The following is a 23,296-nucleotide window of genomic DNA, read 5'->3' on the forward strand; positions in this document are numbered from 1 at the left end:
AAAGGGGAAAGTTTCATGACGATCGCTCCCGCCCCCGCCGGGCAGGCAGAACCTCGCGTCGTTCTTTCGGCGCGTGGTCTCACCAAGACCTTCGGCGCATTCGCAGCCGTGAAAAACGTCGATCTCGACGTGCATCACGCCCGCGTCCATGCGCTGATCGGCCCAAACGGCGCCGGCAAGACAACGGTTTTCAACCTGTTGACCAAGTTTCTCCAGCCGACAGGCGGGGCGATCACCTTCATGGGAACGGATATAACAAAGACGCCACCGGACAAGGTGGCGCGTCTCGGCCTCGTCAGGTCTTTCCAGATATCGGCGGTGTTTCCGCATCTGACGGTTCTGGAAAACGTGCGGGTGGCATTGCAGCGGCCCAACAGCCTTGCAACGCAGTTCTGGCTGCCGCTATCTTCGTTGGACAGGCTGAATGCCCGCGCCGAGGAGCTGATCTCCATGGTGGGCCTCACGCGGGAAAAACACGCGCTTGCGGCCGATCTGTCTTACGGCCGCAAGCGGGTTCTCGAAATCGCGACTACGCTGGCGCTTGATCCCAAAGTTCTGCTGCTGGACGAGCCGATGGCGGGCATGGGTGGAGAAGATGTCTCGCATGTGGCCGAGCTTATTCGTGAGGTGGCAAAGACCCGCGCGGTGCTGATGGTCGAACATAATCTGAAGGTCGTGGCCGATATCTGCCATCACGTTACTGTTCTGCAGCGTGGAGAAATTCTGGCTGAGGGCGATTATGCCACGGTTTCTGCCGATCCGCGCGTGCGCACGGCCTATATGGGCACGGAGGAGGCTTGATATGGCGGCGATGCTCGAAGTCTCCAACCTGAAATCCTGGTATGGCGAAAGCCAGGCGCTGCACGGCGTCGATCTGACGGTCGGCGAGGGCGAAACCATCACCATTCTCGGCCGCAATGGCGTGGGCAAGACCACGACGTTGCGAACCATCATGGGCATCATCCGCAACCGCAAGGGCGTCATCAAGCTCGGCGGCAAGGATCTTATGCCGGTGCCGCTGCATCGTACGGCGAAATACGGCCTCGGTTTCGTGCCGGAGGAGCGCGGCATCTTCGCGACGCTGAGTGTTGAGGAAAACCTGAAGCTGCCGCCCGTCGTCGCGTCCGGCGGCATGACGCTCGATGAAATCTACGAGCTGTTTCCCAATCTTTACGAACGCCGCACCAGCCCCGGCACGAAGCTCTCCGGTGGCGAGCAGCAGATGCTGGCCATGGCGCGCATCCTGCGCACCGGCGTCAAGGTGCTGCTGCTGGATGAGCCGACCGAAGGGCTTGCGCCCGTCATCGTACAGCGCATTGGAGAGGTTTTGCAGAAGCTGAAGAGCCGCGGCATGACCGTGGTTCTGGTGGAGCAGAATTTCCGGTTTGCGAGCCGTATCGCCGATCGCTTCTACCTCATGGACCACGGCCAGATGGTCAGCGATTTTCCGGTGGGGGAGCTTTCCGCCCGCATGGGCGAGCTTAACAAGGTGCTGGGGGTTTAACCATGACGATGATCTTCGGCGTTCCAATTCAGGCGCTCCTCGGGCAATTGCTGGTCGGCCTTATCAACGGCTCATTCTATGCGCTGCTGTCACTTGGGCTTGCTGTCATCTTCGGGCTGCTGCGCGTCATCAATTTTGCCCATGGCGCGCAATATATGCTCGGCGCTTTCGTCGCCTTTCTCGGCCTGCAATATTTCGGCATCAATTTCTGGGTGGCGCTCATCGTCACGCCGCTCGTCGTCGCGCTGTTTGGGGCGATCATCGAACGTTTCCTTCTGTCGCGGCTTTATGATCTCGATCCACTCTATGGTCTGCTCTTCACCTTCGGCCTGGCGCTGGTGGTGGAAGGCACGTTCCGGTGGCTTTACGGCGCGGCGGGCCAACCCTATTCGGTGCCGCGCGAACTCGCAGGCGGCACCAATCTCGGCTTCATGTTCCTGCCGAACTACCGCGCCTTCGTCGTCGTGATCTCGCTGATCGTGTGCATCGCCACCTGGGCCTTGATCGAAAAGACGCGTCTCGGCTCCTATCTGCGCGCCGCGACGGAAAACCCGACCCTTGTGCAGGCTTTCGGCATCAATGTGCCTGTTCTGTTGACGCTCACCTACGCGCTCGGCGCCGGCCTTGCGGGTTTCACCGGCGTTCTCGCCGCCCCCATCTATCAGGTCTCGCCGCTGATGGGCACAAACCTCATCATCGTCGTCTTTGCGGTGGTGGTCGTTGGCGGCATGGGCTCGATCATGGGCGCCATCGTCACCGGCTACATGCTCGGTATCGCCGAGGGCCTCACCAAGGTGTTCTACCCTGAGGCCTCCAATATCGTCATCTTCGTCATCATGGCCTTTGTGCTGCTCATCCGCCCCGCCGGACTTTTCGGAAAGGACGCCTGATATGTCCAAAGCCACCCATAGCCCGACAGCCGGCGCAATGCCGCGGACGGAAGTATCGACGACGGCAGCAACCATCAAGACGGTGCTCATTCTGGCCGGGCTTGCCATTCTCATCGCCGCGCCGATGTTCGTTTATCCGATCTTCCTGATGAAGCTTCTCTGCTTTGCGCTCTTTGCCTGCGCCTTCAATCTGCTGATCGGTTATACCGGGCTGCTTTCCTTCGGCCATGCGGCATTCTTTGGCGGCGCCGCCTATTTCACCGCCTATTCGGTGAAGGAATGGGGTGTCACACCGGAAATCGGCCTCGTCATCGGCATGGCGGGGGCAGCTCTTCTCGGCCTCGTCATCGGCTTTTTCGCCATTCGCCGCCAGGGCATCTATTTCGCCATGATCACGCTCGCCTTGTCGCAGATGTTCTATTTCTTCTGCCTGCAAGCGCCGTTCACTCATGGAGAGGACGGCCTGCAGGGCGTGCCGCGCGGCCATCTCTTCGGTATTCTCGATCTCAATGGTCCGCTCAATATCTATTACACGGTGCTTGCCGCCTTCGTGTTGGCGCTGCTGGTCATCTGGCGTTTCGTCAATTCGCCGTTCGGCATGATCCTGAAGTCGATCCGTGAAAACGAGCAACGCGCCATTTCGCTCGGCTATAGCGTGCAGCGCTACAAGCTCGGCGCCTTCGTCATGTCGGCGGCGCTCGCCGGGCTTGCTGGCGGGCTGAAGGCGCTGGTGTTCCAATTCGCGACGCTGACAGACGTGACATGGCAGATGTCCGGTGAAGTGATCCTGATGACGCTGCTCGGCGGCATCGGCACCATGATCGGCCCGATTTTCGGCGCGGGCCTTGTCGTGACCCTGCAGAACTATCTCGCGACCTCGGACTTCCCGGTCACCATCATCACCGGCCTCGTCTTCATGGCCTGCGTTCTGGTGTTCCGTCGCGGTCTGATCGGTGAATTTTATGCTTCCCGGCTGGGGCGGAAACTCGGCTTTCAGCACCGCAGCTAGCCAATTTGAAAAAACCTGAAAAGCCTCCCCGCGTTCGGGACGACGCGGCAAGGATGGCGTGTGGAGAAGAGAATGGGCGAATATGACTATATCGTCATCGGAGCGGGAAGCGCCGGATGCGTTCTCGCCAACCGCCTTTCGAAAGACCCGAACAACCGCGTGCTGCTTCTGGAAGCGGGCGGCAACGATAACTACCACTGGATCCATATTCCGGTCGGTTATCTCTATTGCATCAACAATCCACGCACGGACTGGTGTTTCAAGACGGCGGAAGAGCCTGGCCTGAATGGACGCGCGCTGATTTATCCGCGCGGCAAGGTGCTGGGCGGCTGCTCCTCCATCAACGGCATGATCTATATGCGCGGGCAGGCGCGGGACTATGACGTCTGGCGGCAGCTTGGCTGCGAAGGCTGGGGCTGGAACGACATCCTGCCCTATTTCCTGAAGTCGGAGGATTTTTATCGCGGCAAGAGTGACCTGCATTCCAGCGGGGGCGAGTGGCGTGTGGAAAAGGCCCGCGTGCGCTGGGATGTGCTTGATGCCTTCCAGAAGGCGGCAGGAGAAGCGGGTATTCCCGCGACTGACGATTTCAACCGCGGAGACAATGAAGGGGCCGGTTATTTCGATGTCAACCAGCGGGCGGGCTGGCGCTGGAACACGGCGAAAGCATTCCTGAAACCGGTGCTTGGCCGCAAGAACCTCACCGTTTTGACCAAGGCCCATGTCAAACGGCTCATCATCGAAGAAGACCGGGTGACGGGTGTCGAATTCCATCATGACGGCGTCCTGAAAAAAATGCGGGCGCGGCGCGAAACCGTGCTGTCCGCCGGCGCAATCGGCTCGCCGCATGTTCTGGAGCTTTCCGGGGTCGGCCGTGGGGATGTGTTGCAGGCTGCGGGTATCGATACGGTGGCGGAGGTTCAGGGTGTGGGCGAGAACCTGCAGGACCATCTGCAGCTGCGGATGGTCTACAAGGTCTCCGGTGTTCTGACGCTCAATGAGCGGGCCTCGACGCTCTTCGGCAAGGCGCGGATCGGCCTGGAATATGCGCTGACGCGCTCCGGGCCGATGTCCATGGCGCCGAGCCAGCTCGGTGTCTTCACCCGCTCTTCTCCGGAAAAGGAAACCGCTGATCTGGAATATCATGTGCAGCCGGTTTCGCTCGACAAGTTCGGGGATCCGGTTCACACTTTTCCCGCCATAACGGCAAGCGTCTGCAATCTGCGGCCGGAAAGCCGTGGCTCAGTGCATGTGAAAGGACCGGATTTCGCCATGCAACCGGAAATCCGCCCGAACTATCTTTCCACCGAAGGCGACCGGAAGGTGGCCATAGATGCCATGCGGCTGACGCGCCGCATCGTCGCCCAGCCGGCCTTTTCCCGCTTCAGGCCGGAGGAATACCGGCCCGGCCCCTCCTTCGAAAACGACAATGATCTTGCCAAGGCGGCAGGTGATATCGGCACAACCATCTTCCACCCTGTCGGCACGCTGCGCATGGGGTCGGATATGGAAAGTGTCGTTGATGCGCGCCTGAAGTTCCGCCGGCTCGCCGGGCTGCGCGTCGCCGATGCCTCGGTGATGCCGCGCATTACATCCGGAAATACCAATTCGCCGACGATCATGATTGCCGAAAAGGCCGCCGACATGATCCTTGCGGATAATCGCTGAAAGGAACCTACCGATGAAGACCATCGCTTTTCTGGGGCTGGGACATATGGGCCTGCCGATGGCCGCCAATCTCGTCAAGGCGGGATATGCCGTCAGGGGATACGATCTTGCCGAAGCCTGCCGTGCAGCGGCAAAGGAGGCGGGCATTCCGGTTGCCGCGAATTCTGCCGAAGCAGTCAACGCGGTTGATGTGGTCATCACCATGCTGCCCAAGGGCGAACATGTCGTTTCGGCCTATGGCGATCTGATTGGTAAAATCTCTGCCGGAACGCTCCTTATCGACTGCTCGACCGTGGATATGGCAAGCGCATTGAAGGCGCATGAACTGGCCGCTTCCGCCGGCTGCCCTTCGGTCGACGCCCCCGTTTCCGGCGGCACGGGCGGTGCGGCCGCCGGCACCCTGACCTTCATGTGCGGTGGTGAGGCGGAGGCTTTTTCGGCGGCGAAGCCGCTGCTGGAAGCCATGGGCAAAAAGATCGTGCATTGCGGCAGGGGCGGCAACGGGCAGGCGGCCAAGATCTGCAACAACATGATCCTCGGCATTTCCATGATCGCGGTTTCCGAGGCTTTTGTGCTCGGCGAAAAACTCGGGCTTTCGCATCAGGCGCTGTTCGATGTCGCCTCCACATCTTCCGGGCAATGCTGGTCGCTCACCACCTATTGCCCGGTGCCGGGTCCGGTGCCGACATCACCCGCCAACAAGGATTACCAGCCCGGATTCGCCGCAGCCTTGATGCTCAAGGACCTGAAGCTTTCTCAGGAGGCGGCCAATGGTGCTGACGCCTCCACACCGCTCGGTGCTGCTGCGGCAGCGCTTTATGAGAGCTTCGTTGACGACGGGCAGGGCGGGCGTGATTTTTCCGCCATCGTTGAGATGCTGCGCGGGAGCAGAGCATGACAGCCGCCGCGCCATCGGACATTCTGTGGGTGTCGCCGGAAGAGAGGGTGAAGCGCTCGGCGCTCTTCGCCTTCGCGACAAGAACCGCAAAGATACACGGGCAGGCCGCCGATGATTATGCCGGCCTGCTGCGCTGGTCCATCGACGCGCCGGAAGAGTTTTACGATGCGCTGTGGGACGAGCTCGGCATTATCGGCACGCGCGGCGACGTTGCGTTCAAGCCGGGCGCGACGATCCGGGAGGCTGAGTTCTATCCGGGCGCGAGGTTGAATTACGCCGAAAACCTGCTGCGCGATGCCGATGAGCGGTTGGCCATCATCGCCCATCGTGACGATGGTACAAGGCGCGAGATAAGCCGCAAGGGGCTTTACAACGCAGTGTCCCGCATGGTGCAGGCGCTCGTGCATGCCGGGGTGCAGGAAGGTGATCGCGTCGGGGCGATCGTCACCCATGATATAGAGGCGATTGTGGGATATCTGGCCGTGAGCGCCATCGGTGCCATCTGGTCGTCCTGCTCTCCGGATTTCGGCCCGGCAGGCGCCTCTGACCGCCTGTCTCAGATCGGCCCGAAAATCATCATCGCCGTGCCGGAATATGGTTATGCCGGCAAACGCATCGACGTCGGCCCGACCATCCGCGCCGTGGCGGAAAGTGCGGCCCCTGAAAAGATCGTTCTGATCGGTGAAACCGTTCCCGAAAGCCTTACTGATCTCGGCTGCGTCACGCTTGCGGCTTTCGTTGCGCCTTATGCGGCGGGCGAGATTGTCTTCAACCGTCTGCCCGTCAAGGCGCCGCTGGTGATCCTTTATTCCTCCGGCACGACAGGCAAGCCGAAATGCATCACCCATTCCGGCGGCGGCCTGCTTCTTCAGCACATGAAGGAGCTGAAACTGCAATGCGATATCAAGGAGGGTGAGCGCTTTTTCTATTTCACCACCTGCGGCTGGATGATGTGGAACTGGCAGGTCTCCGGTCTCGCGCTCGGTACCACCCTCGTCACCTATGATGGCAATCCCGGCTATCCGACGCCCGGCCGGCTGATCGATCTCATCGACGCCGAAGGGATCGCCACGTTCGGCACGTCTGCGAAATTTATCGATGCATGCCTGAAGGCGGGACTGAAACCGCGGGAAAGCCATGATCTTTCATCGCTGCGAACAATTCTCTCCACTGGTTCGCCGCTCATCCCGCAATCCTTCGATTATATCTATCGCGACTGGAAGGCGGATGTGCATCTCGCCTCCATTTCCGGCGGCACTGACATCTGCGCCTGTTTCCTCGGCGGCAATCCCCTACAGCCGGTTCATCGCGGTGAATTGCAGGGCGCGATGCTCGGCATGGATATCGATACGCTTGACGATGAGGGCCGTTCCGTTCGCGGCGTCCCCGGTGAACTCGTCTGCCGGAATGCGCATCTGTCCATGCCGGTGAAATTCTGGGGCGATGAGGATGGTTCGCGCTATCAGGCCGCCTACTTCGATCGTTTCCCCGGCGTCTGGGCGCATGGCGATTTCGCCGAACTGCGGCCCTCCGGCGGTTATGTGATCCATGGACGCTCGGACACGACGCTTAATCCAGGTGGGGTGCGCATCGGGACTGCGGAAATCTACCGGCAGGTGGAAACCGTGCCCGAAGTAGAGGAGGCCATTGCCGTTGGGCAGGATATCGACGGGGACCAGCGGGTCATCCTCTTCCTGCGCATGAAGGGTGGTGCTGCCTTGACGGAAGAGCTGGAAAAGACCATCCGCAGCCGCATCCGTTCGGGGGCGACGCCGCGGCATGTGCCGGCAAGGATCATTGCTGTCAGCGCTATCCCACGCACACGCTCCGGCAAGATTTCCGAAATCGCGGTGCGCGACACCATCCATGGTCGGCCGGTGAAGAATGCCGATGCGCTCGCCAATCCCGAAGCGCTCGAACTTTTCCGCAACCTGCCGCAGCTGAAGGACTAGGCCCATGGAGGATCAACCGAAAACCGTGCTTGTCACCGGTTCCACCAGCGGCATCGGACTTGCCATCGCCAGGCGTTTCGCCGAGGCGGGCTATCTGGTCGCTGTGCATGGCATAGAAACGGTGGAGGAGGCGACGCAGGCGCTGGAGGCTGTAGGGAAAGTGGCGCGGCAAAGGCCGGCCTATTTCTCCGCCAACCTCGCGAACTATGAAGAAAGCGCGCATCTGCCTGAAAAGGTCATTGCGGAATTCGGCCATGTCGATGTCCTCGTCAACAACGCCGGCATTCAGAAGGTCGCGCCGATCGATGAGTTCGACTTCGCGGATTTTTCCCGCATCGTTGCCATTTCTCTCGACAGCGCCTTTCACACCATCCGCGCTGCTTTGCCGGGCATGAAGGAAAGAGGCTGGGGCCGCATCGTCAACATCGCTTCCGCGCATGGTTTGCGCGCGTCTCCCTTCAAGGCGCCCTATGTGGCAACCAAACATGCGGTGGTGGGACTGACGAAAAGCGTTGCGCTGGAGGTTGCCGAACTCGGCATCACCTGTAACGCCATCTGCCCCGGCTATGTCTGGACCCCGCTTGTGGCCGCGCAGGTCGCGGATCAGGCGAGGGTACACGGCATGAGTGAGGAAGATGTGGTGAAAAAGGTGATGCTTGCGCCGCAGCCGACAAGACGCTTCATCCAGCCGGAGGAAATCGCCGAAATGGCACTTTATCTCGCTGGCGATATGGCCCGTTCCATCACCGGCACCACCATTTCCATCGATGGCGGCTGGACCGCGAAATAACCGAGAGGCCCGGACGCCCTCTTCCGGTAAGGGCCAGATTGCACCATGTCGAATGCGCCGGCCCCTCGCGGGAACAAAACCTCTCCCTGTGGATTAGATTGACAGAGTTTAGGGAGTGAAAGACATGGCCAGAGAAAATACCAGCTATCTCGACGGTCGGGATGCTCCGAAAAAGGAGACGGCCACACGGGCACGGCAAGGATCGACAGGACGTCCGGTTCTTGTCATTCTGATCGTCAGCGTGTTGTTAGCGCTGGTGGTCTGGGCTGTCGTGGAATACGCGGTTTTCGAACCGGACGAGAACCTGCCGCAAAATCCGCAGACGGAGAACGCCCCCGTCCCGCAGCAGCCCTCGGGTTCGGAAAGCTTCGACAACAATCCCGCGAACGGCCGTGCTTCGCCGCCGGCTTCAACGGAGCGAAACCCCTCCCCGCAGGACTCCACGGGGGCGCCGCAGAACCCGTGACGCAGATGCCATGATTTTTCGTGGCGTTTGAATGGAACCATATTGCTCCCGATTTCATTTCACACAAAGTGACAGGAATCGGGGGTTTCATTCATGGCAGTCACCGTCACTGCAGTTTTTCTCACGCTCATCGGCCTTGCGCTGTTCGGTTTCGGCTCCCAGCTTGTGATGCTTGGGGGCAGTTTTTATTATGTGCTTTCCGGACTGGCCTTTCTGTTGACGGCCGTTCTGCTCTTCAAGCGCAATCGCGCAGCACTTCACGTCTATGCCGTGTTCATTGTCGCAACACTTGCGTGGGCCGTCTGGGAAGTCGGTTTTGACTGGTGGCAGCTTGGCCCGCGCGGCGGTTTTATTATTGTGATAGGCCTCTGGCTCCTGGTGCCCTGGGTGAGGAAGCCACTCGGTTTTGCAAGCCCGACGGGGCTAAGCTATGGGCCGAATGCATGGCCGCTGGCGCTTTCCGTTCTCGCTTCCATCGCCGTTGCCGGATATTCGATGGCACAGGACCCGCATGATCAGCCAGGGTCCTTGCCGCAGGAAACGGCGTCCGCGACGCCGGCCTATGGCGGCAACGTGCCTGATGGTGACTGGCATCAATATGGCCGCACGCCCTATGGGCAGCGTTATTCGCCACTGACCCAGGTCAATGTCGACAATGTTTCGCAATTGAAGGAGGCGTGGCGTTACCAGACCGGCGACGTGAAGCTGCCGGACGATGTGGGCGAAACCACCTATCAGGTGACGCCGCTCAAGATCGGCAATACGCTTTTCATCTGCACGCCGCATAATTGGGCCATCGCCATCGATGCCGCGACAGGCAAGGAAAAATGGAAATACGATCCGAATGTCGGCCTCAATCCGGATCGCCAGCACCAGACGTGCCGCGGCGTGTCCTATTATGCCGAACCGGGTGCCGCGCCGGGAACGGCCTGCGCCGAGCGGGTCTATCTGCCCACGTCGGATGCACGGTTGATCGCGCTCGATGCCGCCACCGGCCAGGTTTGCACCTCCTTTGCCGATCAGGGTGTGCTGCATCTCGAGCAGGGCATGAAATATAATCCCGCCGGCTATTATTATTCGACATCGCCGCCCGTGATTGCTGCGGGCAAGATCATCATCGGCGGCGCGGTGAATGACAATTACTCCACGCAGGAACAGTCCGGCGTGATCCGCGCTTTCGATGTGAACAGCGGTGCGCTCATCTGGAACTGGGATTCCGGGAACCCGCAAAAGACCGAGCCGATTGCGGCCGGTGAGACCTACACGACCAACTCGCCGAACAGCTGGTCCGTCTTCAGTTATGACGAAGGCCTCGGGCTCGTTTATGTCCCGCTCGGTAATCAGGTTCCGGACCAGCTCGGCATGGGCCGCAGCGAGAATGTGGAGAAATATTCTTCCTCCATCGTCGCGCTCGATATCAATACGGGCAAGGATCGCTGGGTGCGCCAGACGGTTCATCACGATCTCTGGGACATGGATGTGCCGGCCCAGCCGGTGTTGCTCGACATAACCAAGGATGGTCAGACCGTTCCTGCGCTCGTCGGGCCAACGAAGCAGGGGGATATCTACGTTCTTGACCGGCGCACCGGCGAGCCGCTTCTGCCGATCACGGAGGAGCCAGCCCCGGGCGGTGCGATCCCCGAGGACTTCACCTCGCCGACGCAGCCGACAACGGCCCTCTCGTTCAAGCCGGAGCCATTGCAGGAAAAGGACATGTGGGGCGTCTCCATGTTCGACCAGCTCGCCTGCCGCATCCGCTTCCACCAGCTGAACTACAAAGGCCGCTACACCCCGCCGTCACTGACCGGCTCGATCATCTATCCCGGCAATTTCGGCACCTTCAACTGGGGCAGTGTGGCTGTGGATCCTGAAAGGCAGGTCATGTTCGGTATGCCGACCTATCTCGCTTTCACCTCCCAGCTCGTCCCGCGCGATCAGATTCCGCCCAAGGGTCAGGACGAAAAGGGCAGCGAGCAGGGTCTGAACCGTAATGACGGTGCGCCCTATGGCGTTTTCATGGGACCGTTCCTCGGCCCGCTGCAGATTCCCTGCCAGGCGCCGCCGTGGGGTTATGTCGCCGGCGCGGACCTGCGCACCGGGGATGTGGCCTACAAGCACAAGAACGGGACGGTCTATGACATGACCCCGCTGCCGCTCCCCTTCAAGGTGGGCGTGCCGGGAATTGGCGGACCGATGATCACCAAGGGCGGCGTAGCCTTCCTGGGTGCCGCAGTGGATAATTATCTGCGGGCCTATGACCTCACCACCGGCAAGCAGCTCTGGGAAGCGCGCCTGCCCGCTGGCGGTCAGGCAACGCCGATGACCTATGCACTGGAAAACGGCAAGCAATATGTGGTGATGGTTGCGGGCGGTCACGGTTCCGTCGGGACCAAACCGGGCGACTACGTCATCGCCTACACCCTGCCGTAACTTCAGGCTACGACGACAATAAAAAACCGGAATGGGTGACCATTCCGGTTTTTCTTTGAGCCGATGCGGATGGCGTCAGGCGGCCTTCTTCTCGGCCGCGGCGTTCACCGAAGTCTTGGCAAGCGCGGTCAGCGCGTCGTCGGTCTTCGACTCTTCCTTAAGAGTGGCATCGAGCAGCGATACCGCCTTGGTATGGCCGAGCTTTTCCGCCCAGGCCTTCAGCGTGCCGTAGCGGGCGATTTCATAGTGTTCGACCGCCTGGGCGGATGAGACGAGACCGGCGTCGAGGGCGGCGGTGCCCTTGAAATCCTCCATGATTTCCTCGCCCTCGGCGATGATGCCCTGGATGGCTTCGCAGGTCTTGCCCTGGGCGCGCTTGCCAATGATCTCGAATACTTCCTGCAGGCGCTCTACGTGGCCCTGCGTTTCTTCCTTGTGCTTTTCGAAAGCCTGCTTCAGCTTCGGGTCGGTCGCCGCCCGCGCCATTTTCGGCAGGGCTTTCAGGATCTGCCTTTCGGCGTAGTAGATGTCCTTCAGCGTGTCGTAAAACAGGTCGTCGAGTTTCTTCTCGGCCATTGGTCCTTCTCCCATGAAGTGGAAATGCACGATGTGCGCTCATGCGCACGGGAAACAAACTTTCAGCTGCTCCTATGGTTCCGGTTCGGTTGTACGCAACGTTTATATTGCTGTGCGGAACCATCGCGCCTTTTCGAACTTAGTGTGGAGAAATTTCCGGGAGGAGACGCGACAGTGCCCCAAAGCCTTGCAGAAGAATTTTCCATGAATATTTCCATTCCGTTCGAGGTGCTGCTGGTGCGCGTGTTCGGCGCGGTCATCCTGTGCGGCCTGATCGGTCTGGAGCGCGAATTTCACAAAAACACCGCTGGTCTGCGCACCAATATGCTCATCGGCCTTGCCGCCGTCACTTTCTGCGTCATCACCATCCATATGATGGAAACGATGGCGGAAGGGCATGAGGCAGCCCGGCTCGATCCCATCCGACTGGTGGAAGCCGTAACCGCCGGTATCGCCTTTCTCGCCGCAGGTGTGGTCGTTTACACCAAGGGCGACGTCAAGGGGCTGACGACGGGCGCAAGCATGTGGCTTTCGGCGGCGATCGGCCTCTCGGCCGGTCTCGGCATGTGGCCGCTCGCTCTGCTCGCCGCAGCAATGGGCATCGTCGTATTGTGGACGCTTCGCCGTATCCAGGTGGTAACCGGTATCAAGGATGAATGAACGGCATCAGCGGAAGTTAAAAAGATCGGCGTCGGGGTCGGTACCGCCATTGATGGCGGCGGCCACGATTTCGGCGGCGATCTGGCTGAAAGTGATGCCGTTGCCGCCGAACCCCATCACCGCATAGACATTCTTCATGCCCGGAACGAGGCCGATCAGCGGCAGGCCCGTGGTGGTCGTACCAAAGGCTCCCGCCCAGCGATAATCGGGTTCGCCGATATCCACGCCCAGCAGTTTTTCAATCTTGCGGTGGATCGTTCGTGTCTTGCCTGCCAGCTTTCTCTTCGACTGATAGGAGACAGGATTTTCTTCGTCCTCGCCGCCGGCAATCACTCGTCCCTCACGGTCGGTTCGCAGATAGAGATAGGGGTCTGCCGCCTCCCATACGATGTGGCTTTGCAGCCAGTCCGGCAGATCCAGTCCTTTTCTGCTGGCCAGCGCCCAGGTGGAAATGATCCGGTGTGTCGGGCTTTCAAGCGCTTTCAAGAACTCATACCCGGTGCAAAATACGATGTTGCCGGCGGAGAGGATTTTCCCGTTGGCAGTGGCGACGATTACTTCGTCGCCAACGTTTCTGAGATCGGTGATTTCCAGAGGAGCGACGATTTCCGCTCCAGCGCTCGCGGCATGGCGCAGCAGACCCGCTGTCAACTGGGCGGGATTGGCGGAGGCCGATATGTCGCTGACGATGGCGGCGGTCCGCTCCAAGCCATAATGCTCTCTCAGTTGCGCGGCGCCGAGAAACTCAGCCCCGATGCCGGCTTCTGCGCGGGCATCCGCCTCTGCCTTCAGAGCGCGCGAACCCATGTCGTCACCGGCGAGGTACAGTGCCTGTTTTCGTCTCATGCCGCAGGAAATATTGAGCGAGGTGACGATTTCCTCCAGACGAAGAACCGCGCGCGCCGAGCGCTGCCAAGCCCTGTCTGCGGCCTCCCTGCCGATCATCGTCCGGAGTTTCGTCAGCGGCGTGTCGATCTCGTGCTGTATCATTGCGGTGCTTGCCATGCTGCTGCCTTTGACGGGTTCGCGTCGGTCAACGATCAGCATGGATCGTCCCGGGCGATGCAGCGAGTGGGCCACCAGCGCGCCGCTGATGCCGGTCCCGACAACGATTGTGTCGTAGTGGTTGTCTTTCGGCGTCTTGCCGCTTCTGACACTGATCCGCGGCGTATCGGCCCAGAGCGGGGTTGACTCCCTGAGGTCGCGTTCCTTCGTCAGGTCTGATGCGGTCATGAAATGGTCCTGAAAACTGTCACGGTTCGGTATAGCCGGCGACGTTGATGACAAGCCTCCCGCCTGCGGGATCGTTGCGGAAGAAAAGCGTTCCGCTGTCGCGCGATTCCGAGGCAACGTAATCGAATGTCACGTCCGCGCTTTCCTGCGTGCCGCCGTCCTGCTGCAGATCTCCGCGCACCTGCACCTGCGCCGCCGTCGTCATTGAGAGATTGCGGATATCGAATTTCACCCGATATTGCCCCGGCTCACCGTTAACGTCTGTCACGGCGATCTCGAAGCGGGCGTCGTCCGGTTCGTAGCGATAGATGTCGTAGAGGATCCAGCCGAGCATGGCGGCGACGAGCAGGGTGCAGATGGCGCCCGTGACCCATTCGATCCAGTGCGGATCGGAACTTTCCGTGTGTTTTCCATCCTTGGAGATTGTCATGATGTCCTCACAGGATCAGCCGGGCCGAGGCGGCGCCGATCGAGGCGGGAACGCCGAGAATGACGGCGGCATTCAATATCTGCGACAGGGAGGTGTGGTCGAGGCGTTCGAAAGTCCAGAGCGTGTAGATGCTGATGCCGATGGCGATGACGTAGCCCGGCAGGGTGAAGCGGATGAAGGATTGCCACCATTTCTGTCCCTCGTGGAGCCGATGCGAGCCCTTGAAATGAAGCGCGTAGACGAAACCATGCATGATGGCGATCGACAGCAGGCACAGGGCGAGAATGTGATAGGGGGTCACCTTATAGGCGATGAGGATCATTTCTTCCGTCGGCGCGACGTTGAGATTCAGAAAGAGCGCACCCACCACCATCATGAAAAGCTCGTGCAGATATCCGGTCTCGCCCGAATATTCGCCTTTCTCTTCATCCTGCTCATCGGAATGCTGTCCAAGCTGGCTGCGGCCAAGCAGGGCGCCTATGCTCGCGGGAACGGATTGTAACGCAACCTTTGTGACGATGTTGGAGGCGGTAATCTGGTCGTTGAGGACACCGAACAGCAGAAGTGCGGCCGCGCTCACCGCGACGCCCAGCCCGTAGGCGGTTATTGCGTCTCGCGCCGCCTGGCTCCAGGAGTGAATATTCTCGAATCCGATCCGACGGGCGAGAAGTAGAAGCAGCGGCAGGTTGAGGACGCAAAGCAGCAGGAGCCGCCATGGGCTGATGTAAAGGCCCAGAAACCACATCTCCATGGTCATCAGCATGGGCAGGGCAAACAGCAATGCGCCCGCCGTTCCTCGCGCCAGACCTGTCAGAAACTGTCTGACCTCGTGGTCGCCTTCACCGTCCCGATCGATTGTCGCCGCCATGCCATCCCCCGTGTGAAGAGATAACGCAATGGCGTTTTTCCGGTTCCGCGGGATTATTTCGCGGGGTCGATGAGGGCTATGCCGAAGTCACTGATATAGCTGCGTCGCAGTTCTGCGGGTGTTTCGCGGATAACCACCTCCAGTGTCGGTCGTACCACGCCTTTCAGAAAATGCCCGCCCTTGGTCGAGCCATCGGCAAAGCCCAGAACGACATGCAGGTGCGGGTTCGGCGTATCTTTTTCGTCAAGGGTAATATCGCAGGCTCAGGACCTCGCTCTGTTCCGTCACGGGTATTTCTTTGTATTCTCGCGATGAAAGGTCGAAAAACGCAAGCGTCGCGGTGGAGAAGGCACCGATCGCCGTCACCGAGGCCGCGTTGATGTTTTCGGTCCGTGCAAAGCGGCGGATCGCGTCGAATGCCTCTTCATCCGGCTCGATCACGAGAATGAAGGTACGTTCGGCGGCGCTCGCCAGCAATCTGCTTTTCATGACTTCCTCCCAAAACAGTGCCGCCGGAAGCCGGCGGCACAAGGAATTGCGGAGCTTATCAGGCGGCACGGCGCTCGTGGCGACCTTCCTCCACCTCTTCGACGATCTTGGCCACAAAAGCGTCAAGATCATCGGGGCTGCGGGAGGTGATGATCCCCTTGTCGGTGACCACCTTTTCATCCTTCCAGTTGGCGCCGGCGTTTTTCAGGTCGGTCTTGATCGACCAATAGGATGTGGCGTCACGGCCACGAAGGGCGTCGGCTTCGACCAGAAGCCAGGGCGCGTGGCAGATGGCCGCTACCACCTTGCCGGATTTCAGAAAATCGCGGACCACCCGCATGGCGTCTTCGTCATGGCGCAGCACGTCCGGATTGATCTGGCCGCCGGGAAGCACCAGCGCATCGAAATCATCCGGGCGAACGCTTTTCGCGAGGAGATCGACGGCAATACTGTCGCCCCAGTCCTTTTCATCCCAGCTTTTGATCTCTCCTTCCTTGATAGAGGCGATCTTTACATCCGCGCCTTTGGCCTTGAGCTGATCGTAGGGCACCCTGAGCTCCGAGCGTTCATAGCCGTCGGTTGCCAGGATCAGGATTTTTGCGGCGTTAATAGCAGTCATATCTGTCTCCTTTGGGTTCAATCTTCCTTGTCCGAATTCACGGAGGGGAGGAAAAATTCCACGTCCTTGCGGCGTTCCGCGTCGAGCGGTTCGATGTGCGTCTGCCAGAATGTCTCGGCTGCAGCTGGTTCGTGCTCCCATTGGCGCACAAATGTCTTGTTGTCGTCGATCATCACCTGACGCGTGCCGCCGAGCCGCAGATATTCTTCCGCAAGTTTGCGCGTTTCGGTTTTTTCCATGTCGCGGCTCCTTGTGTGTGGAATCGGGAACGGAGGGACGCCGGATGGGTAAGAAGCTCGACTGCCGTTTCGTTGGCCACCGGGAGAAAACGGAAAAACCCCGATGTTCTTCAGCGCCATCATGTCCGTTTGACACGGCGGCCCTCCTGCCAGAACAACGTGAGCTTTCCGGTATGGTTCCGCATTTTTTGACGGCGCATGCGTGCTGCAGCCCAATAAATCGCGCGCAATTTTTGCCGGAACAAACGGGTCGCTTGTGCTGTTCTACCCCTGATGCAGGGGAGGCAGCATGGTAGCCAGACACAGCGACGGCAAGGATGAAAATACGGGCTTCTGGACGATCGGGTTTGGCAATTCGCCGGTTATCGGCACGGCTATCCATGACGGTCACCGCATACGGCCTGATATAGCCGGGCTGATGGCCCTATCGGGCGAACAACGCCTGAGAGAGGAAGATCCGTTCACCGGCGACATGATTGCGGGATTGACCAACCGCGTCATTGTGCATCATTCACGTTTCGAAATCGACCTCAACCGCGCCGCCGATCAGGCCATCTATCTGAAGCCGGAACAATCCTGGGGGCTTGAGGTATGGAAACAGGAGCCTGCGCCGGCAGCGGTCCGGCAATCTCTGGATTTCCACGCGGATTATTACGCGATGCTGGAAAATACGCTGGCCGCGCTCGAACGGCGGCACGGCGCTTTTGTCGTGCTAGACGTGCACACCTACAACCATCGCCGGCAGGGTCCGGCTGCGCCGCCGACCACGCCTGCGGAAGCACCCGATATCAATATCGGCACCTTTTCCATGGACCGCAGCCGCTGGAACGATATCGTCAGCGCCGTCGGTCATCATTTCGCTTCAGCGACCATTGCCGGACGCCGTCTTGATGTCCGCGAGAACGTGGCGTTTCAGGGCAAGGGGGAACAGACCCGTTTCATCCACGAGCGTTTCGCGGAAAACGGCTGTGCCATCGCTATCGAGTTCAAGAAATTCTTTATGGACGAATGGACCGGAAAGCCGGACAGGCGCGTAGTGTCGGAAATACGGGACATGATCACGGCACTTCAGCCCGTTGTCGAGGAATGTCTGAGGTCGCGGCGATGAATGTTTCTGCCGCCCGTGATGTCCCTTCTCCCACTGCCGAGCTGGTGGATGACGTGACATCCTGCCTCCAGGCAGGCAAGGCGATACGTCGCGATATCGGCAAAGACGGCCGGCTTCATATCGACCGGCCACTACCTTTCCTGTGCCTGCATCTGACCGGCGGCACGAAAGATCTTGCCGCGCGCGACATTGCCGCCGCTCACGCTTCCTATCTCATTGCTTCGACCGTTCAGGAGGCCGCGCCGTTGATCGAGGCCGTGGGTACGGCCATGCGGGAGCGTTTCGGAGCCTTCATCGTGCTCGATATCGGTGAGTTGGAGCACGACATCCTGCTTGCCGACGATTCACCCTTCTTACCGCATTATGAGGTCTCCGTCTCGGCGACAGCCGAACCGGAAACACAAAAGGCCCGTCGGGTATTCATCAAGGCTGTGTGTGACGCCGAGGTGCGGTTTCGTACACCGCGCATCACCCGGCCCGAGCCGGAAGGCGACCCGATCCTCCGGTTTCAGAATGCAGGACTGGACTTTCCCTGTATCAGTGTCCGTTTCGCGCCGATCTATAGACAGCCGGAATCCGGTGCCGATTATCCGGGCCTGCGCGAGACTATGATCGCCGATCTTTTCGACGCGGGCCTGCAAGCCTTCTCGTCATTCTCTGCAGGGATGGACGCGCTCAAGGTGACCAGCCACAGGGCGCTCGGCCGCAAGGCCTTCGTCGATGCGGTCAGGCGCGCAGACAGGTCCATCGACGATATCGTATCGTCCTTCGATTTCCTTCTCTCCGTCACGCCAATCAATGCCCGCCGGGCCTTCGAGGAGTTTCGGGACGGCAGCTTCCAGTTCGCGCCGCGTCTTCTCTACCGGCCGTTGGGCGTCGATGTCGAGGAGCAGAAGCGAAAGCTGTATTCGGTTGTTTTCGATCATCTGGAAGATCCGGTGCTTTACCATCTCTATCGGGAGAAACAGCAGGAGATCGATCTGCAACTGACGATGCTGGCCAATCTGCACCGGCGCACTTTCACGGATTTTTCCCGCGCCCTCTATGGCGCCGTCGAACCTGCGCTGCTGACGCTGGCGCTGCGGGTGCTGGAGGATTGTCCCCGCCGGGAGGAGGGCGGCGAAATCGCGATGGTAGATTGTTACGCCGTCGCACGGAAGTCGCGCGAGATGGTCGAGTCCTACTTGGCCGAGGAGCCGGGCTTCAAGGCACGGGTAGAAATCCGCGACGACCTGCCGCCGGGTCTGATGGTGACGGGCGAGAAACTTCTTATTTCCCGGCACACCGTTATGGAACAGCGCCGTGTCGAAGCGCTCCTGTCGCATGAGATCGGCGTGCATCTCCTCACCTATTTCAATGGGTCGTTTCAGGGGCTCAGGCTCTTTCGTACCGGCCTCTCCGGCTATGAGGGCGTGCAGGAAGGGCTGGCGGTGCTCGCGGAGCATCTGGCTGGCGGAATGACGCGCGAGCGCCTGCGGCTGATTGCGGCCCGCGTCGTCGGCTGTGCCGCCATGCTGGATGGCGCCAGCTTTGTGGAGACGTTCCGGCTCATGACCCGCGACCATGGTTTTGATGAGGCTGGCGCCTTCAACATGACGTTGCGCATCTATCGCGGCGGCGGCCTCTCGAAGGACGCGATCTATCTGCGCGGGCTGGCCGAGGTGCTGGACCATCTGCGCAAGGGCGGTGCGCTCGATCCGTTCTGGATGGGCAAGATAGCCGCCCAGCATTTCCCGGTCATGCAGGAGCTTGCCCTGCGCGGCCTTTTGCGCCCGCCAGGCGTCAGGCCCGCATTCCTGCTGCCGGCCAGGGCCAACGAGCGTCTGGAAAAAATCCGGGCGGGAATATCCATTGCCGAACTCGCGACATTATAGGAGGGGCTTCATGCGTATCGCATTTTTCGTCAATTCGATTGAAACCGAGGGGCCGAATTTTGCAACCGGCCTGCTGGCCATGGCGGCGCTCAATCGCGGCCATGAGGTTATCTATCTGACGCCGGGTGACTTTACCCTGCGTTCGGATGACAGCCTGACGATCCATGCCACGGTGCTGCCGAAGGCGAAATACAAGAAATCCGAAGCGTTTCATGCTGCTCTTCAGGACAAGACGCTGGAACGGCGGACCATGGATGTCGAGGAGGTCGATGCTCTGATGCTGCGCAACGATCCCTCGCTCGACCAGACCACACGGCCCTGGGCGGTCCATGCCGGCATCCTGTTCGGTCGGCTCGCCGAACAGCGCGGTGTCGTCGTACTGAACGATCCCGAAGGTCTGGCGCTGGCGCAGAACAAGCTCTATTTCCAGAGCTTTCCCGAAATCGTCCGGCCGACCACGATTATTTCGCGCAATGTGGATGAAATCCGAGCCTTCGCCGATGCCCATCCAAAAGGCGTCATCGTCAAGCCGCTGCAGGGCTCCGGCGGCAAGAACGTCTTCAAGATCGGCTCCAGCAAGGAAACCAATCTCAACCAGATTTTCGAAGCCGTCAGCCTCGAGGGTTATCTGATCGCGCAGGCCTATCTGCCGGCTGCTAAGGACGGCGATATCCGCTTCTTCATGATGAACGGCCGGCCGTTGATGCGCGACGGCAAATATGCCGCCCTTCGCCGTGTGCCTGCAAAAGGCGATCTGCGTTCCAACATCCACGCCCGCGGTACGGCGGAGGCCGTGAAGGTGACAGACGACATCGTGGCGCTTGCCGAAATGGTGCGGCCGAAGCTGGTGGAGGACGGCATGTTCCTTGTCGGACTTGATATCGTCGGTGACAAGATACTGGAGGTGAACGTGTTTTCACCGGGCGGGCTTTCCAATATCCGCGACCTCACGGATATGGATTTCAGCGACACGATCATAGAGGCAGTGGAAACCAAGATCGCCATGCAGAGCGCGTCCGGCGGCACCATCTCCAATCGCCTGCTGGCAACGCTGTAGTTATTCCTGCAGCGCGGAGGATTGCATCTGCCGATACCAGGCGACGAGGGCTTTGATGCCCTCTTCGACCGACGTCTGCGGCACGTAGCCGGTAAGAGCTTTCAAAAGATCGGGCGAGGCGAAAGTGCGGGGAACGTCACCCTGCTGCATCGGCAGCATGTTGCGGACCGCCGGTTTCCCAACCGCTTTTTCGACCGTCTCGACGAAATGCATCAATTCCACCGGCTGGCCGCCGCCAATATTGACCACGCGGAACGGTGCATGGTGGGAGAGCGTGTCGGTGACGCCTTCCTGTGTGACGCGGTTTTCCTCGGAGGGGATGACCGCGCTCAGTCGGACGATGCCCTCCACCAGGTCGTCGATATAGGTGAAGTCGCGGCTCATTCTGCCTTGACCGTAGATATCGATCGGGCGGCCGTTCGAGATGGCGTCGACGAATTTGATCGGCGCCATGTCCGGCCGCCCCCAAGGACCGTAGACTGTAAAGAAACGAAAGGCGGTGGTGGGCAGCTTGTGCAGATGGGCATAACTGTGCGCCATCAGTTCCATCGACTTCTTGGTGGCGGCGTAAAGCGTCATCGGCTCATCGGCCTTGTCGCTTTCCGCAAACGGGATTTTCTCATTGGCGCCGTAGATGGAGGAGGTCGATGCCAGCATCAGGTGCTTGACATCAAGGCTTCTGGCAAGCTCCAGCATGTTGAACGAGCCAAGGAGATTGGAATCGACATAGGCGCGGGGATTTTCAAGGCTGTAACGCACACCCGCCTGGGCGGCGAGATGAATGATGATTTCAGGCTCGGCGGCGTCGGCCGCGCGCTTCAGCGCATCCTTATCCTCGAGCATGCCGATCTCCGCCCGGAAGCCGTTGGAACGGGAAAGAATGGCGTGACGCTTGTCCTTGAGGCTGACATCGTAATATTTCGTCATGCCGTCGAAGCCGGTGACGAAATGACCAGCATCGAGCAGACGCTTGGCGACGTAAAAGCCGATAAAGCCTGCTGTGCCGGTGACCAGATAACGCATGATGATTTCCCGAATCCATTGGTGCGTCTGCGGTTAAACCGAAACGCAGAAAACCTTTTGATGAAACTGCGATGGCGGCGCCTTCAAGCGTCGTTATCCGACCCGCCTTCCTGCGGGCGACCGACGGCGGCATAGATGAAGCCATGGGCGGCGACTTCGTCGGTGCGGTAAATATTGCGTAAATCCACCAGCACCGGGCTTTTCATGATCGCCTTGAGGCGCGGCAGGTCGAGGGCGCGGAACTGGTTCCACTCCGTCACGATGACCACCGCGTCGGCGCCTTCCGCAGCCTCATAAGGCCCGGTTGCGTAATCGATGTCCTCGATCAGATGGCGGGCATTCGCCATGCCTTCCGGATCGTAACCCACCACCTTCGCGCCGCCATCCTGCAGGGTCTGGATGATGGCGATCGCCGGGCTGTCGCGCATGTCGTCGGTATTCGGCTTGAAGGTGAGGCCTAGCACGGCGATCTTCTTGCCGCGCACGTCACCACCCACCGCGTTGATGACCTTGCGGCCCATGGCGCGCTTGCGGTTGTCGTTGATGGCGATGGTGGTTTCGATCAGCCGCACCGGCGCATCATAATCCTGCGCGGTCTTGGCGAGCGCCAGCGTATCCTTCGGAAAACAGGAGCCGCCATAACCGGGGCCGGCATGCAGGAATTTCGGGCCGATACGGCCATCGAGGCCAATACCGCGCGAGACATCCTGCACATTGGCGCCAACCTTTTCGCACAGATCGGCCATTTCGTTGATGAAGGTGATCTTCATGGCCAGAAAGGCGTTGGCGGCGTATTTGATGAGTTCGGAAGCGCGTCTTGTGGTGAAGAGCAGCGGCGACTGGTTGAGATAAAGCGGGCGGTAAACCTCGGTCATGACCGGCCGGGCACGTTCATCCGACAGGCCGACGACGATACGGTCCGGCCGCTTGAAATCCTCTATCGCCGCACCTTCACGCAGAAATTCCGGGTTGGAAACCACGGCGAAATCGGCCGAGGGGTTTTCCTCATGGATAATTCGTTCCACTTCGTCGCCGGTGCCGACGGGAACGGTGGATTTGGTGACGATTACGGTAAAACGATCCAGCGCATGGGCAATTTCCTTTGCCGCTGCATAGACATAACCGAGATCGGCATGGCCGTCCCCGCGCCGCGAAGGCGTGCCGACCGCGATGAAGACCACGTCGGCCTTGGCAACGGCGGCGGAAAGATCGGTGGTGAAGCTCAACCGCCCGGCTTTGGCATTGTTGCCGACGATGGTCTCCAGACCTGGCTCGAAGATCGGGATATGGCCATTTTTCAAGGCTTCGATCTTTTCCGGCATCTTGTCGACGCAAACCACGTCATGGCCGAAATCTGCAAAACACGCACCGGACACAAGGCCGACATAACCCGAACCGATCATCACAATCCGCATTCTTTTTCCTTTCGGTTAGCGAGGCCATGGTAACGCAGCAATATCAGCCGGGGAAATCATCGGGTGAAAATCGCAGGATAATATTTAGCCGCCTTCAT

22 protein-coding genes and 1 pseudogene are annotated in these 23,296 nt (G+C 59.9%); 14 read left to right on the forward strand and 9 right to left on the reverse strand.

Annotated features, from left to right (window positions below; genetic code table 11):
• Positions 1 to 15: 15 nt before the first annotated feature.
• The 10 genes from ACZ47E_RS15155 (at position 16) to ACZ47E_RS15200 (ending at position 11,607) form a co-directional block, all read left to right on the forward strand.
• Positions 16 to 801: an ABC transporter ATP-binding protein gene (locus tag ACZ47E_RS15155; protein WP_004437874.1), complete on the forward strand. Its 786-nt coding sequence runs from the start codon at positions 16 to 18 to the stop codon at positions 799 to 801.
• Position 802: 1 nt separating this feature from the next.
• Entirely contained in the window at positions 803 to 1,504 is a 702-nt protein-coding gene (locus ACZ47E_RS15160; protein WP_464017005.1) for an ABC transporter ATP-binding protein, read from the forward strand.
• Between the two features lie 2 nt (positions 1,505 to 1,506).
• Positions 1,507 to 2,394, forward strand: a complete 888-nt coding sequence (locus ACZ47E_RS15165) for a branched-chain amino acid ABC transporter permease (protein WP_004437878.1) — start codon at positions 1,507 to 1,509, stop codon at positions 2,392 to 2,394.
• A gap of 1 nt (position 2,395) precedes the next feature.
• Positions 2,396 to 3,403 (forward strand): branched-chain amino acid ABC transporter permease, encoded by a 1,008-nt coding sequence (locus tag ACZ47E_RS15170; RefSeq protein WP_006698062.1) that lies wholly within the window; start codon positions 2,396 to 2,398, stop codon positions 3,401 to 3,403.
• Between the two features lie 72 nt (positions 3,404 to 3,475).
• Positions 3,476 to 5,071, forward strand: a complete 1,596-nt coding sequence (locus ACZ47E_RS15175; protein WP_006698061.1) for a GMC family oxidoreductase — start codon at positions 3,476 to 3,478, stop codon at positions 5,069 to 5,071.
• A gap of 13 nt (positions 5,072 to 5,084) precedes the next feature.
• A complete protein-coding gene (mmsB, locus tag ACZ47E_RS15180) occupies positions 5,085 to 5,969 on the forward strand; it encodes a 3-hydroxyisobutyrate dehydrogenase (protein WP_113380740.1) in 885 nt (294 codons plus the stop codon).
• Complete coding sequence (locus tag ACZ47E_RS15185) at positions 5,966 to 7,921, forward strand: acetoacetate--CoA ligase (RefSeq protein WP_278067681.1); 1,956 nt, start codon at positions 5,966 to 5,968, stop codon at positions 7,919 to 7,921. The genes mmsB and ACZ47E_RS15185 overlap by 4 nt, the downstream gene beginning before the upstream one ends.
• Positions 7,922 to 7,925: 4 nt before the next feature.
• Positions 7,926 to 8,711, forward strand: coding sequence for a 3-hydroxybutyrate dehydrogenase (locus ACZ47E_RS15190; RefSeq protein WP_004437889.1), 786 nt, complete (start codon positions 7,926 to 7,928; stop codon positions 8,709 to 8,711).
• A 124-nt stretch (positions 8,712 to 8,835) separates the two neighbouring features.
• Positions 8,836 to 9,177, forward strand: coding sequence for a hypothetical protein (locus tag ACZ47E_RS15195; RefSeq protein WP_022563475.1), 342 nt, complete (start codon positions 8,836 to 8,838; stop codon positions 9,175 to 9,177).
• 93 nt (positions 9,178 to 9,270) lie between these two features.
• Positions 9,271 to 11,607 (forward strand): glucose/quinate/shikimate family membrane-bound PQQ-dependent dehydrogenase, encoded by a 2,337-nt coding sequence (locus ACZ47E_RS15200; RefSeq protein WP_044459434.1) that lies wholly within the window; start codon positions 9,271 to 9,273, stop codon positions 11,605 to 11,607.
• Between the two features lie 75 nt (positions 11,608 to 11,682).
• On the opposite strand, the gene ACZ47E_RS15205 is transcribed toward ACZ47E_RS15200, so the two are convergent.
• Positions 11,683 to 12,183 carry a YciE/YciF ferroxidase family protein gene (locus ACZ47E_RS15205; RefSeq protein WP_004437899.1) on the reverse strand — a complete coding sequence of 167 codons (501 nt, stop codon included), beginning with the start codon at positions 12,181 to 12,183 and terminating at the stop codon, positions 11,683 to 11,685.
• A 174-nt stretch (positions 12,184 to 12,357) separates the two neighbouring features.
• On the opposite strand from ACZ47E_RS15205, the gene ACZ47E_RS15210 reads away from it, so the two are divergent.
• Positions 12,358 to 12,843, forward strand: a complete 486-nt coding sequence (locus ACZ47E_RS15210; RefSeq protein ID WP_004437902.1) for an MgtC/SapB family protein — start codon at positions 12,358 to 12,360, stop codon at positions 12,841 to 12,843.
• Between the two features lie 6 nt (positions 12,844 to 12,849).
• Here the strand turns inward: ACZ47E_RS15210 and ACZ47E_RS15215 are convergent, their stop codons facing one another.
• The 6 genes and pseudogenes from ACZ47E_RS15215 to ACZ47E_RS15240 form a co-directional block, all read right to left on the reverse strand.
• Positions 12,850 to 14,076 (reverse strand): NAD(P)/FAD-dependent oxidoreductase, encoded by a 1,227-nt coding sequence (locus tag ACZ47E_RS15215; protein WP_464017006.1) that lies wholly within the window; start codon positions 14,074 to 14,076, stop codon positions 12,850 to 12,852.
• Between the two features lie 19 nt (positions 14,077 to 14,095).
• Complete coding sequence (locus ACZ47E_RS15220; RefSeq protein ID WP_006698055.1) at positions 14,096 to 14,506, reverse strand: TIGR02588 family protein; 411 nt, start codon at positions 14,504 to 14,506, stop codon at positions 14,096 to 14,098.
• 7 nt (positions 14,507 to 14,513) lie between these two features.
• Positions 14,514 to 15,374 carry a TIGR02587 family membrane protein gene (locus ACZ47E_RS15225; RefSeq protein ID WP_278067679.1) on the reverse strand — a complete coding sequence of 287 codons (861 nt, stop codon included), beginning with the start codon at positions 15,372 to 15,374 and terminating at the stop codon, positions 14,514 to 14,516.
• Between the two features lie 53 nt (positions 15,375 to 15,427).
• A pseudogene (locus ACZ47E_RS15230) lies at positions 15,428 to 15,863 on the reverse strand (PPC domain-containing DNA-binding protein).
• 58 nt (positions 15,864 to 15,921) lie between these two features.
• Positions 15,922 to 16,482 carry a DJ-1/PfpI/YhbO family deglycase/protease gene (locus tag ACZ47E_RS15235; RefSeq protein ID WP_004437914.1) on the reverse strand — a complete coding sequence of 187 codons (561 nt, stop codon included), beginning with the start codon at positions 16,480 to 16,482 and terminating at the stop codon, positions 15,922 to 15,924.
• A gap of 17 nt (positions 16,483 to 16,499) precedes the next feature.
• Positions 16,500 to 16,721: a hypothetical protein gene (locus tag ACZ47E_RS15240; protein ID WP_004437916.1), complete on the reverse strand. Its 222-nt coding sequence runs from the start codon at positions 16,719 to 16,721 to the stop codon at positions 16,500 to 16,502.
• Between the two features lie 289 nt (positions 16,722 to 17,010).
• Here ACZ47E_RS15240 and ACZ47E_RS15245 point away from each other — a divergent pair, with 289 nt between their 5' ends.
• From ACZ47E_RS15245 to ACZ47E_RS15255, 3 genes are read left to right on the forward strand one after another with little or no spacing between them, the layout of a single operon-like run.
• Positions 17,011 to 17,829 (forward strand): N-formylglutamate amidohydrolase, encoded by an 819-nt coding sequence (locus tag ACZ47E_RS15245; protein WP_022563483.1) that lies wholly within the window; start codon positions 17,011 to 17,013, stop codon positions 17,827 to 17,829.
• Positions 17,826 to 19,703, forward strand: coding sequence for a flavohemoglobin expression-modulating QEGLA motif protein (locus ACZ47E_RS15250; protein WP_072495045.1), 1,878 nt, complete (start codon positions 17,826 to 17,828; stop codon positions 19,701 to 19,703). The genes ACZ47E_RS15245 and ACZ47E_RS15250 overlap by 4 nt, the downstream gene beginning before the upstream one ends.
• Positions 19,704 to 19,713: 10 nt before the next feature.
• The gene (locus ACZ47E_RS15255; protein ID WP_004437928.1) at positions 19,714 to 20,760 is read left to right on the forward strand and encodes a glutathione synthase; all 1,047 of its coding nucleotides are present in this window, start codon (positions 19,714 to 19,716) and stop codon (positions 20,758 to 20,760) included.
• Here the strand turns inward: ACZ47E_RS15255 and ACZ47E_RS15260 are convergent, their stop codons facing one another.
• Both ACZ47E_RS15260 and ACZ47E_RS15265 read right to left on the reverse strand, forming a co-directional pair.
• Positions 20,761 to 21,783 (reverse strand): NAD-dependent epimerase, encoded by a 1,023-nt coding sequence (locus tag ACZ47E_RS15260; RefSeq protein ID WP_278067678.1) that lies wholly within the window; start codon positions 21,781 to 21,783, stop codon positions 20,761 to 20,763.
• Positions 21,784 to 21,866: 83 nt separating this feature from the next.
• A complete protein-coding gene (locus tag ACZ47E_RS15265; RefSeq protein ID WP_278067677.1) occupies positions 21,867 to 23,198 on the reverse strand; it encodes a UDP-glucose dehydrogenase family protein in 1,332 nt (443 codons plus the stop codon).
• Between the last annotated feature and the right edge of the window lie 98 nt (positions 23,199 to 23,296).

This window comes from Agrobacterium sp. 5Ca39, assembly GCF_055382365.1.

Excerpts from the sequence above, each read along its gene's own strand:
- ACZ47E_RS15155 (WP_004437874.1), top strand. The coding sequence starts at position 16 with ATGACGATCGCTCCCGCCCCCGCCGGGCAGGCAGAACCTCGCGTCGTT.
- ACZ47E_RS15160 (WP_464017005.1), top strand. The coding sequence starts at position 803 with ATGGCGGCGATGCTCGAAGTCTCCAACCTGAAATCCTGGTATGGCGAA.
- ACZ47E_RS15165 (WP_004437878.1), top strand. The coding sequence starts at position 1,507 with ATGACGATGATCTTCGGCGTTCCAATTCAGGCGCTCCTCGGGCAATTG.
- ACZ47E_RS15170 (WP_006698062.1), top strand. The coding sequence starts at position 2,396 with ATGTCCAAAGCCACCCATAGCCCGACAGCCGGCGCAATGCCGCGGACG.
- ACZ47E_RS15175 (WP_006698061.1), top strand. The coding sequence starts at position 3,476 with ATGGGCGAATATGACTATATCGTCATCGGAGCGGGAAGCGCCGGATGC.
- mmsB (WP_113380740.1), top strand. The coding sequence starts at position 5,085 with ATGAAGACCATCGCTTTTCTGGGGCTGGGACATATGGGCCTGCCGATG.
- ACZ47E_RS15185 (WP_278067681.1), top strand. The coding sequence starts at position 5,966 with ATGACAGCCGCCGCGCCATCGGACATTCTGTGGGTGTCGCCGGAAGAG.
- ACZ47E_RS15190 (WP_004437889.1), top strand. The coding sequence starts at position 7,926 with ATGGAGGATCAACCGAAAACCGTGCTTGTCACCGGTTCCACCAGCGGC.
- ACZ47E_RS15195 (WP_022563475.1), top strand. The coding sequence starts at position 8,836 with ATGGCCAGAGAAAATACCAGCTATCTCGACGGTCGGGATGCTCCGAAA.
- ACZ47E_RS15200 (WP_044459434.1), top strand. The coding sequence starts at position 9,271 with ATGGCAGTCACCGTCACTGCAGTTTTTCTCACGCTCATCGGCCTTGCG.
- ACZ47E_RS15205 (WP_004437899.1), bottom strand. The coding sequence starts at position 12,183 with ATGGCCGAGAAGAAACTCGACGACCTGTTTTACGACACGCTGAAGGAC.
- ACZ47E_RS15215 (WP_464017006.1), bottom strand. The coding sequence starts at position 14,076 with ATGACCGCATCAGACCTGACGAAGGAACGCGACCTCAGGGAGTCAACC.
- ACZ47E_RS15220 (WP_006698055.1), bottom strand. The coding sequence starts at position 14,506 with ATGACAATCTCCAAGGATGGAAAACACACGGAAAGTTCCGATCCGCAC.
- ACZ47E_RS15225 (WP_278067679.1), bottom strand. The coding sequence starts at position 15,374 with ATGGCGGCGACAATCGATCGGGACGGTGAAGGCGACCACGAGGTCAGA.
- ACZ47E_RS15235 (WP_004437914.1), bottom strand. The coding sequence starts at position 16,482 with ATGACTGCTATTAACGCCGCAAAAATCCTGATCCTGGCAACCGACGGC.
- ACZ47E_RS15240 (WP_004437916.1), bottom strand. The coding sequence starts at position 16,721 with ATGGAAAAAACCGAAACGCGCAAACTTGCGGAAGAATATCTGCGGCTC.
- ACZ47E_RS15245 (WP_022563483.1), top strand. The coding sequence starts at position 17,011 with ATGGTAGCCAGACACAGCGACGGCAAGGATGAAAATACGGGCTTCTGG.
- ACZ47E_RS15250 (WP_072495045.1), top strand. The coding sequence starts at position 17,826 with ATGAATGTTTCTGCCGCCCGTGATGTCCCTTCTCCCACTGCCGAGCTG.
- ACZ47E_RS15255 (WP_004437928.1), top strand. The coding sequence starts at position 19,714 with ATGCGTATCGCATTTTTCGTCAATTCGATTGAAACCGAGGGGCCGAAT.
- ACZ47E_RS15260 (WP_278067678.1), bottom strand. The coding sequence starts at position 21,783 with ATGCGTTATCTGGTCACCGGCACAGCAGGCTTTATCGGCTTTTACGTC.
- ACZ47E_RS15265 (WP_278067677.1), bottom strand. The coding sequence starts at position 23,198 with ATGCGGATTGTGATGATCGGTTCGGGTTATGTCGGCCTTGTGTCCGGT.